Here is a 6,957-nt window from a genome sequence, read left to right as displayed (position 1 = left end):
TCGCCTGCCATTGCTGCCACCGCGTGGCGCCGGCCCGCCCGGGCGACCCGTGCGAGCGCTGCGGCACCGCGCTGCATCCGCGCAAGCCGCGCAGCCTGCAACGCGCCTGGGCGCTGATCATCGCAGCCAGCATCCTCTACATCCCCGCCAACTACTACCCGGTGATGAGCATCGTCACGCTGGGCCAGGGCGGGCCGCACACCATCCTGGGCGGCGTGGTGGAGTTCGTGGAGACCGGCTTCTGGCCGCTCGGCCTGATCGTCTTCCTGGCCAGCGTCGCGGTGCCGATGCTGAAGCTGGTCGGGCTGATCGTCATGCTGGTCTGCGTGCAGCGCCGCTCCGCCTGGCGGCTGGCCGGCCGCACCCGGCTCTACCGCGTCATCGAGGTGCTGGGCCGCTGGTCGATGATCGACGTCTTCGTCGTCGCCGTGCTGATCGCGCTGGTGCGCTTCGGCGTGCTGGCCTCGATCACCGCCGAGGTGGGCGCCGCCTGCTTCGGCGCCGTCGTCATCCTGACCATGCTGGCGGCCGAGGCCTTCGACCCGCGCCTGATGTGGGACGCGGCCGGGCGCAACGCCCCCGCCATCGCGCCCTCCGCCCCCTCTGGCGCCTCCTCGCCGGCCCCCCGCCCCGCCTCCGGACACCCCGCCGCCGATGCCTGAGATCGAACCCGAAATCGTCGAGGCGCAGCCGCGGCGCCGCCACGTCTCCTGGATCTGGCTGATCCCGCTGGCCGCCGCCGCCATCGCGCTCTATCTCGGCTACACCACCTACAGCGCGCGCGGGCCGCTGGTGACGCTGCGCTTCGCCAGCGCCGACGGGCTCTCCGCCGGGCAGACCCAGGTGCGCTACAAATCCGTCACCGTCGGCACGGTGGAGGCGATCCGCCTGACCGGGGAGCTGGACGGGGTGGATGTCGCGGTGCGCATGAGCCGCGACATCGCCGACCGGCTGACCGAGCCGGCGCGCTTCTGGGTGGTGCGGCCGCGGCTCTCGGCCGGCAATCTCTCCGGCATCGAGACCATCGTCTCCGGCGCCTATATCGAGTTCGACCCGGGCCCGCGCGAGGCCGAGCGGCGCGACGAATTCCGCGGCCTGGACGACCCGCCCGGCGTGCGCGCCGGCGAGCCGGGGCGGGTGGTGACGCTGCGCGCGCCGCGCCTCGGCGCCATCAGCCAGGGCTCGCCGGTGTTCTTCCGCGACGTGCCGGTGGGCGAGGTGCTGGGCTACGATCCGCCGGCGCTGGATGGGCCGACCAATCTGCGCGTCTTCATCCGCGCCCCCTATGACGGCTATCTGCGCGCCGGCTCGCGCTTCTGGAACAGCTCCGGCGCCAATCTCAGCTTCGGCGGCGACGGGGTGAAGCTGGAGATCGAGAGCGTGCAGGCGCTGTTCGCCGGCGGCATCGCCTTCGACACGCCGCGCGACGAGCATGACAAGCCCGCCGCCCCGCCCGACACCACCTATTTCCTGTTCGAGAGCGCCGATGCGGCGCGTGCCGCCACCTCGCCCGACCGGCTGGAATTCCTGGTCTATCTGGAGGGCTCGGTGCGCGGCCTGTCGCCGGGCGCGCCGGTCGAGCTGCGCGGCATCCGCATCGGCAGCGTCACCCGCGTCGAGCTGACCTATGACCGCGAGAGCGAGCGCTTCCGCGTGCCGGTGCGCATCGCCATCGAGCCCAGCCGCATCGCCTTCCCCGCCGGGCGGCCGCCGCTGGAGGTGATGGCGATGGCGCAGCACCTGGTCGACCAGGGCATGCGCTTCACCCTGCGCAGCGGCAACCTGCTGACCGGCCAGAAGGTGCTCTCGGCCGAGACGGTGCCGGATGCGCCGCCCGCCCAGGTGCGGGTCGAGGGCGACATGATCGTGCTGCCGAGCGCGGGCGGCGATGGCGACGACATCATGGCCGCGGTCAGCGCCGTCGCCGGCAAGCTGGAGCGCTTCCCGCTGGACGAGATCGGCCGCAACCTCAATGGCGCGCTGGCCGCGGTGAATGGCGTCGCCTCCAGCCCCGCCCTGCAGCAATCGCTGGAGAACCTGGCCGGCGCGCTGGCCGGGGTGCAGGAGCTGGTGCGCAAGGCGGATGGCGGGATCACCCCGCTGCTGCGCCGCCTGCCCGAGATCGCCAACAATCTCGACCAGACGGTGCGCAGCGCGCGCAGCGCCATCGCCTCGATCGAGCGCGGCTATGGCGGGGATTCGCAGGTGAACCGGCAGATCGACCGCACGCTGCAGCAGCTCTCCGACACCGCCCGCTCGATCCGCCTGCTGGCGGATTTCCTGGAGCGCCACCCCGAGGCGCTGATCCGCGGCCGCCGCGAATGAGCATGGGAGACCGCATGCCCAACCCCACCCGTCGCCATCTCGGCCTGCTGGCGCTGCTGCCGCTGGCCGCTTGCGCCTCGCCCGAGCCGCGCTACTACCGGCTGACCGCCCGGCCCGGCCCGGCCCAGGGCGGCGCCGCGCCGCTGATCGAACTGCGCCGCATCGGCCTGGCCCGCTATCTCGACCGTTCGGAGATCACCCGCGGCGGCGGCGGCGCGCGGGTGGCGCTGGTCTCCGGCGCGCGCTGGGCCGAGCCGCTGGGCGAGATGGTGACCCGCATCACCGCCGAGAATCTCCGCCAGCGCCTGCCGGGCAGCGGCATCCTGGCCGAGGGCAGCGCCTTGACCGCCGTGCCCGAGGCCCAGGCCGAGGCCGAGATCGCCCGGCTGGAGGAGGATGAAGAGGGCCGCGTGGTGATCGAGGCGCAGCTGGCGGCCAGGCGGCTCGGCGGCAATGCCAGGCCGGTGCTGCGCAGCCTGCGCGAGACGGTGCCGCTGGCGGGGACGGACACCGAGGCGCTGGCGGCGGCGATGAGCCAGGCGCTGGCCCTGCTGGCCGATGCTCTGGCCGAGATGCTCCGCCGCGCCTGATTTTTGTCGGTTCCGCGCTCCGTTGTCGCGCGGGGGCGTGCTTCCTGTTGCGGGGCGGCGATCCTCCCGATCGCCGCCCTGCTCTTTTTCAGTGGCCGCGCCGGGGCAGGGTCGCGGCGCCCGGCTCGCCGAGATCCCAGAACAGGCCGGCCATCATCGCCAGCGCCTCGCGCGCGACCGGCACCAGCAGATGCTCATCCGGCGCGTGCTGGCCGCAGGCGGCATAGGAATGCGGCAGCCACAGCGTCGGCAGGCCCAGCATGTCGGCGAAGACATGGTTGGGCAGCGAGCCGCCGATATTCGGCAGCAGCGTGGGCGCCCGGCCGAGGCTTGCCTGCATCGAGCCCAGCGCCCAGCGCACCCAGGGCGAATCCGGGTCCAGGCGCGTCGCCGGCGCCGCCTCCTCCCGGTTGGCGTCCAGCGTCACATCGGCGAAGCCGGCCTCGTCCAGCCTCGCGCGCACGGCCGGCAGCAATCCGTCCGTGTCGGTGCCCTTCACATAGCGCAGCTGCAGCACCGCGCGGGCCGCGGGCGGCACGGCATTGACCGGCGCCGCCGGGTCGGCCGCGCCCATCGCCAGCACCTCCAGCGTGTTCCAGCCATAGAGGCGCTCGGCCATGCTCAGCCCCTCGGCGCCCCAATCCGGGTCGACCGCCGGGTCGTCCGTCCCGCCGCCCACCGGCAGGCCCTCGAGCGCCGCGCGCACCGCGGGCGGGATGGGCGGCGGCAGCATTCCGGGCACGCGCAGCCGGCCGCGCCCATCGACCAGCGCGGCCACCGCATTGGCGATGATGGTGGCCGGGTTGCGGATGACGCCGCCCCAATTGCCGGAATGATAGCCGCGCGCCCGCGCCTCGACCGCCAGGGTGAAGGTGAAGGCCCCGCGCGAGCCGAGGAACAGCGTCGGCCGGTCCGCCGCCAGGCGCGGCCCGTCGGAGGCCAGCAGCACATCGGCGGCGAGCCGCTCGCGATGGGCGGCGCAGAATTCCAGCAGGCCGGGGGAGCCGATCTCCTCCCCCATCTCCAGCAGCAGCACGGCGTTGAAGCCGAGCCGCCCGCCGCGCGCCGCCATCACCGCGCGCAGCGCCTCCAGGTTCAGCGTGTACTGGCCCTTGTTGTCGGCGCTGCCACGGCCGTACCAGCGATCCCCGGCCTCCTCCAGCCGCCAGGGGTCGCGGCCCGCCTGCCAGCGCCCCGCCATGCCGCGCACCACATCGCCATGGCCATAGAGCAGCACGGTGGGCAGCGCCGCGCCCTCCTGCCGCCGCGCCACCAGGAAGGGCGCTGCGCCCAGCGGATTGTCCAGCACCTCCACCGCGAAGCCCATGCCCTCCAGATCGGGGCGCATCTCCTGCTCCAGATAGTCGCGCAGCAGGGGGGCGCGGGCGGGCTCCTGGCTTTCGGTCGGCCAGGCGACGCGGCGCGACAGCACGCGCCACAGCGTCCCGTCCTGCAACAGCGCCTCGGCGGCGGCGATGGCGGCCTCGCGGCTCATGGCGATCTCCTTCTGCGGCGCGCGGCCGGAAGGGCGGCGGCAAGGGGGTGCTTTGCCGCGTCCCTCCCCGCCCCGCAAGCCGCTCAGGGCGCGCCGAGGAAGGCGATGATGTCGCGCCGGTCCTGCTCGGCGGGGACGCGCAGCACCATGCGGGTGCCGCGCGCGACGCCGGCCGGGTTCGCCAGATAGGCGTCGAGCGTCTCGGGCGTCCATTCCCGCCCCAGCGCCTTCAGCGCCGGCGAGTAGTTGTAGCCCTCCAGCCCACCGGCCATGCGGCCGACCACCCCTTGCAGATGCGGGCCGACGCCGTTGCGCGGCTGCGCGACCTGGTGGCAGGCTTGGCATTGCCGCTGGAACAGCGTGCGGCCGCGCGCCGCGTCGCCCTCCTCCGCACGGGCGGGGGCGGCGGAGAGCAGGCCGGCGGCGAGCGCGCCAGTGAGCACGACAGCAGAGAAAAGGCGCATCAGGCGGCTCCGAGGCGGGCTTTGGACAGCGGCAGGCTGCGGATGCGCTGGCCGGTCAGGGCGGCCACGGCATTGACCACGGCGGGCGGCACGCCGGGCAGGCCCGGCTCGCCAATGCCGCCCATCGGCGCGCCGCTCTCGATGATCCGCACCTGCACGCGCGGCATGCGGCCCGGCGGCAGGATCGGGTAGCCATCGAAATTGCGCGCCTGCGGGATGCCGTTCTCATACACCACCTCCTCCAGCAGGGCGGAGGAGAGGCCGAGCGCCACGGCGGAATTCACCTGCGCCTCGATGATCGCCGGGTTGACCATGCGCCCGGGATCGACCGCGACCCAGACCTCGTGCACGACGACCTCGCCCTCGCGCAGCGACACCTCGGCGATGGTCGCCACCTCGCTGCCGAAGGGCGAGGCCATGGCGACGCCGCGGGCGCGGCGGGTGCCGTCCGGCGCGTCATAGGGGCCGCGCCTCCAGCCGCCGGAGAGTTCGCCCACCGCCTCCAGCAGCGCCTTGTGGCGCGGCTTGTCGGCCAGCAGCCGCAGCCGCAGCGCGTAAGGGTCCTGCCCGCCGGCCTCGGCGATCTCGTCGAGGAAGGCTTCGTAGAAGAAGTCGTTCATCGAATGCCCGACCGAGCGCCAGAAGCCGATGATCGCCGGATGGGCGTGCGGCACCTGCACCACGAGGCGGTTCGGGATGGCGTAGGGCTTTTCCGAGATGCCCTCGACGGCGGAGGGGTCGGCGCGGCCCGGCTGGCCGCCGAAATAGCGGCCGACCGGCCCCTCGCCCACCGCCTCGGCCGCGAAGGCCACCGGCAGCCCGTCAGGCCCGAGGCCGGCGCGGAAGCGGGCCAGCCCCATCGGCCGCAGCGCGTCGCGCAGGAATTCCTCCTCGCGCGACCAGATCAGCTTCACCGGCCGCCCCACCGCCTTGGAGAGCAGGATCGCCTGCGGGAAGGGGTTGGCGTTGTCATAGAGAAAGTGCCGGCCGAAGAAGCCGCCCAGCAACGGCGAATGGATCACCACCTTCTCCGGGGCGATGCCGGCGACCCGCGCGGCGGCGCGCTGGAACATCTCCGGCGCCTGGTTGGGCAGCCACAGCTCCAGCGTGCCATCGCCCTTCCAGTGCGCGATGGCCGAGGGCGGCTCCAGCTGGCCATGCGCCAGATAGGGGGCGTCGTACTGCGCCTCGAGGGTGCGGGTGGCGGTCTTCAGCGCCGCCTCGGCATCGCCATGCGATTCCGCCGGCAGGGCGTTGCCACGGGCCTTGGCCAGCGCCTCGCGCATGGCGTTCGAGGAAAAATCGGCCGGCATGGCGCGGCGGGCGCCGGCGGCGGGCTCGGCCCAGTCCACCTGCAACGCCTCCACCGCGCGGCGGGCGCGCCACCAGCGATCGGCCAGCACGGCGACGGCGCCGGGCAGGCGGTGGATGGAATGCACGCCCGGCATCGCCCGCACCTCGGCCTCATTGGCCAGGGCGCGCGGCTCCTGCCCCAGGCGCGGCGCGTGCTGCACGGCGGCCTGCAGCATGCCCTCCACCGTCAGGTCGATCGCATAGACCGCCTGGCCGGTGGATTTGGCGCGCACATCGAGCCGCGCGACCGGCTTGCCGATCCAGCGGAAATCCCGCTCGGCGCGCAGCGGCGCGCTCTCCGGCACCGGCAGCGAGGCGGCCTCGGCGGCCAGCGCGCCATACGCCAGGCTGCGGCCGGAGGCGGCGTGGATCACCCGGCCGGGTTCGGTGGCCAGGCTGTCGGCGGCGACGCCCAGCCGCGCGGCGGCGGCCTGGAGCAGCATCTGCCGCGCCCTGGCGCCGAGCTGGCGCAGCACCGGATAGGCGCTGCGCACCGAGTAGCTGCCGCCGGTGATGCGCATGCCATTGACCAGGGCGTAATCGGCGCCGGGCGGGGCGCATTCGACGGTGAAGCGCGCCGGCTCCACATCCAGCTCCTCGCCCAGGATCTGCGCCATCGCCGTGTCGACGCCCTGGCCGCCCTCGATGAAGGGGCTCTTCAGCAGCACGGTGTTGTCGGGGCGGATCTCCAGGAAGGCGGCGACGCGGCTGCCCGGGCGCGGCGCGGCCG

At 74.0% G+C, this 6,957-nt stretch carries 6 protein-coding genes; 3 read left to right on the top strand and 3 right to left on the bottom strand.

Annotated elements, in window-relative coordinates; all coding sequences use genetic code 11:
• The 3 genes from HMPREF0731_RS15650 to HMPREF0731_RS15640 form a co-directional block, all read left to right on the top strand.
• On the top strand, nt 1-662 hold a 662-nt coding region (locus HMPREF0731_RS15650), incomplete at its 5' end, for a paraquat-inducible protein A (protein ID WP_007005142.1).
• On the top strand, nt 655-2,325 hold the full coding sequence (locus HMPREF0731_RS15645) for a PqiB family protein (protein WP_007005141.1): 1,671 nt from the start codon (nt 655-657) through the stop codon (nt 2,323-2,325). The genes HMPREF0731_RS15650 and HMPREF0731_RS15645, both read left to right, overlap by 8 nt.
• Nucleotides 2,326-2,339: 14 nt before the next feature.
• A complete protein-coding gene (locus HMPREF0731_RS15640) occupies nt 2,340-2,915 on the top strand; it encodes a PqiC family protein (RefSeq protein ID WP_040613607.1) in 576 nt (191 codons plus the stop codon).
• Nucleotides 2,916-3,003: 88 nt separating this feature from the next.
• Here HMPREF0731_RS15640 and HMPREF0731_RS15635 read toward each other — a convergent pair whose 3' ends face one another.
• The 3 genes from HMPREF0731_RS15635 to HMPREF0731_RS15625 form a co-directional block, all read right to left on the bottom strand.
• The gene (locus tag HMPREF0731_RS15635; protein ID WP_007005139.1) at nt 3,004-4,410 is read right to left on the bottom strand and encodes a M20 family metallopeptidase; all 1,407 of its coding nucleotides are present in this window, start codon (nt 4,408-4,410) and stop codon (nt 3,004-3,006) included.
• Between the two features lie 83 nt (nt 4,411-4,493).
• Nucleotides 4,494-4,874: a c-type cytochrome gene (locus tag HMPREF0731_RS15630; RefSeq protein WP_007005138.1), complete on the bottom strand. Its 381-nt coding sequence runs from the start codon at nt 4,872-4,874 to the stop codon at nt 4,494-4,496.
• A partial coding sequence (locus tag HMPREF0731_RS15625) for a xanthine dehydrogenase family protein molybdopterin-binding subunit (protein WP_007005137.1) occupies nt 4,874-6,957 on the bottom strand: 2,084 nt, incomplete at its 5' end. The genes HMPREF0731_RS15630 and HMPREF0731_RS15625, both read right to left, overlap by 1 nt.

It is taken from the genome of Pseudoroseomonas cervicalis ATCC 49957 (assembly GCF_000164635.1).
Lineage (GTDB): Bacteria > Pseudomonadota > Alphaproteobacteria > Acetobacterales > Acetobacteraceae > Pseudoroseomonas > Pseudoroseomonas cervicalis.
Note: the sequence above shows the minus strand (reverse complement) of the source record. Positions and strands in the feature narration are given on the sequence as shown.